3 protein-coding genes are annotated in these 2,705 nt (G+C 35.5%); all 3 read right to left on the bottom strand.

The genetic code is table 11. The features are described 5' to 3' along the window. Positions 1–409 precede the first annotated feature (409 nt). Positions 410–1,705 (bottom strand): DNA cytosine methyltransferase, encoded by a 1,296-nt coding sequence (locus tag IM477_RS12565; RefSeq protein ID WP_287732002.1) that lies wholly within the window; start codon positions 1,703–1,705, stop codon positions 410–412. Between the two features lie 52 nt (positions 1,706–1,757). After that, positions 1,758–2,051, bottom strand: a complete 294-nt coding sequence (locus IM477_RS12560) for a PIN domain-containing protein (RefSeq protein ID WP_287732004.1) — start codon at positions 2,049–2,051, stop codon at positions 1,758–1,760. A gap of 137 nt (positions 2,052–2,188) precedes the next feature. Next, positions 2,189–2,410, bottom strand: coding sequence for a hypothetical protein (locus tag IM477_RS12555; protein ID WP_287732000.1), 222 nt, complete (start codon positions 2,408–2,410; stop codon positions 2,189–2,191). Positions 2,411–2,705 lie beyond the last annotated feature (295 nt).

The raw sequence follows: 2,705 nt of genomic DNA, 5'->3' as shown, positions 1-2,705 counted from the left end.
TTATTTGTAGGATGGGTTAGCGGTAGCGTAACATGATCGGGCGTTGGGTTTCATACTTCAACCCAACCTACGTTCATCTAAAAAGATTATAATTTGTTTTCTCAATTTAGGATTAGTAAACCATGGCAAGTATAGAAACATTATTAGCAGAAATTATTAAGGTTGCATCTCACATTTGCAGAAATAGCGACAATCGGCAATTATTGGTGAATCTTAAATTGGTACAAGTATATTAACAACTGCGTGTAAGCATCTCACCGAAAAGCAAATGCGCGAGGGGTTTGGGGGTTCTACCCCCCAAACGCTTGGATTGAGTCATAAAATCGAAAGTAACGCCCAATTTTCAAAGAGAGGTTCCCTTTAAAAACCCCAACTTAGTAGATTTATAAAAATGAGATGCACCCAATTATTAAGGCAATGCTACACATAAATTTTGGCTGACTGAATAAATATCTTCAAACAAATAATCCCATTGATGTTCTAGGTGTCTAGCAATATGGTAAACAAGCAAAGGTGGGACAGCATTACCAATTAATTTGTAACCATCCGTAGCCGAAAGTGAATATTTTCCATCTCCCTTATTTTGTTGACGCACAAATTGAAAATCATCGGGAAAAGTCTGTATTCTCGCACATTCCCGCACAGTTAAACGTCTCATTTTTAACCCTGCTTCTAACTCATTAACTATCTTTCCCCCTAATTCTAAAGATAATCTCCTAAATTCAATATTACCGTGATGTTCCGAGCGAATAGTCGGACCTAAACCCTGTAAATTAACCTCGATTTGTCCCTGAGTTTTACCATAATATTTAGCTTTTGAATAACTTTTTTGTGAGAGGTCAAATAACTCATCTTCCGGTTCAGCTAAACCTGATAATATCTGACCCACTGTACTGTAAGTTTTAAGAGGATATATTGACTCAAACAGATTTAATTGATGCTTAATAACTTTATGGGTTGGATGCGGAAAAATATCATGATTTTCTAGATGTGCTATCGCTGTCGCTTTTAAATAGGTTTTATTTAAACCGATAAAGATAATTCTTTCCCTAGTTTGGGGAATTCCATAATCGGGAGCAAAGAGAAGTTTAGGGATAACTATATATCCATCTTTACCAATGGCACTAAAATCATCTTCAATTATATCTTTAACATTGGCCAAAGAGATTAAACCTTTGACATTTTCAGCAATAAAAACTTTAGGTAAGGTTAATTCAATAACTCTCTTCATCCAATAATAGAGTTTCCCGCGATTGTCCTGAAAACTATCTTCACTCTCGTCTAGCAGTTTCCCCGTGTGACTTTTGTGAGAATTAAACCCCTTTCTTTTTCCTGAAACACTAAAATCTTGACAGGGAAAACCTCCCGTTACTACATCGATATTACTGGGAAACTGAAACTCTCCTTTTTCTGCTTGTTTGACTAAATCTACAATACTCCCCAAGTGAAATACATTCTTTTTACCTCTTTTTTCAAAGTAGGGAATCCAAGCATTATGGGCAGCTTTAGTTATATCATTAGCAAAGACAGTTTCAAAAGTAGTGCGCGGTAGTTTTAGCCATGGTTCCCGTCTTTCTACTATCCAATCTCGATGAATATTTTCATTCACACAGTCTTGGTGTACCCAAAAACCTCCCTCTAATCCTAAGTCCATTCCCCCGCAGCCAGAAAATAGGGATAAAACTCGCTTTTGTTGCCTATTCATCACTATTGATTAAATGAGTAATTTAATAATATCACACTGATAATCAACTTGATCAAAAGGGATTAATTAAAGTTAGTTGATTGGATATTATTAATCCATCCTGCATATCTTCAGAGCAAAGAATACTAGCATCGGCTGCTAAGGCACTAGCTACAATTAAACTATCCCAAAAAGAAAAACTGTATTGAGTGCGGAGTTCAGAGGCTCTTAAAATAATATTGCGATCAAGTTGAATAACAACACATCCATCGTAAAATTCTTGGATAATTTCTCTAATTTGAACTTCAGTTATTTTAGCTTTTTTGGATAAAACAGCGCAAACTTCATTAATAATTTGCGTACTGATTAAGATATTTTACCTGCTAGTTAAAGCGTTCGCTAGATTGCGTTTTCGCATTTCTTCAGCATCGTTACACTCTGGGTCTATTAAAAGACGGTATAGCCATATGTTAGAATCACAAAAATAAAGAGAATTGATCATAATTATAGCTGATGAATTTCTTCCCGATTTAATTGACGAATACCTTTAACAGCAACGGGTTTCTGAGTTAATTCGGCAATGATTCCAGTGGTGGATATTTTTTTATTTTGTTTGATCACAATAACTTGAACTTCGCTGTCTTCCCTCAAGTCCTGTTGGTATTCTTCGGGAATTTCGATGATACCTTGTTTGATTTTGGCTTTAAATTCCACTGCATTTAACATATTGTTGCTCTCGAGGGACTGTCTATAGGATTAATTATAGCCCTCTTTATGGGAGTGCCTCCAATACTAAGAGTGAGAAGTGGTAAGTATGGCTGTACCGTTGACTGTATCTAGAGTAGTTTATTGGTTTTACATTGCTTTAACTCAAGCTCTGTAATACCAAATTTCAAAAACTATGGCATACTTATAGAAAAGATGATTAAGTGGATAAATTGGCGATGCCGGTCGTACCCAAAATTGATATTGTTGAGTCAGTAGAAGATTTAAAAGAATTAATGAAACAACAAAAAAGTAG

It is taken from the genome of Microcystis sp. M090S1, from assembly GCF_020246295.1.
GTDB classification, from domain to species: Bacteria; Cyanobacteriota; Cyanobacteriia; order Cyanobacteriales; family Microcystaceae; genus Microcystis; species Microcystis aeruginosa.
The sequence above is the reverse complement of the archived record's forward strand: the minus strand, read 5'-3'. Positions and strand labels throughout refer to the sequence as shown.

Excerpts from the sequence above, each read along its gene's own strand:
- IM477_RS12565 (WP_287732002.1), bottom strand. The coding sequence starts at position 1,705 with ATGAATAGGCAACAAAAGCGAGTTTTATCCCTATTTTCTGGCTGCGGG.
- IM477_RS12555 (WP_287732000.1), bottom strand. The coding sequence starts at position 2,410 with ATGTTAAATGCAGTGGAATTTAAAGCCAAAATCAAACAAGGTATCATC.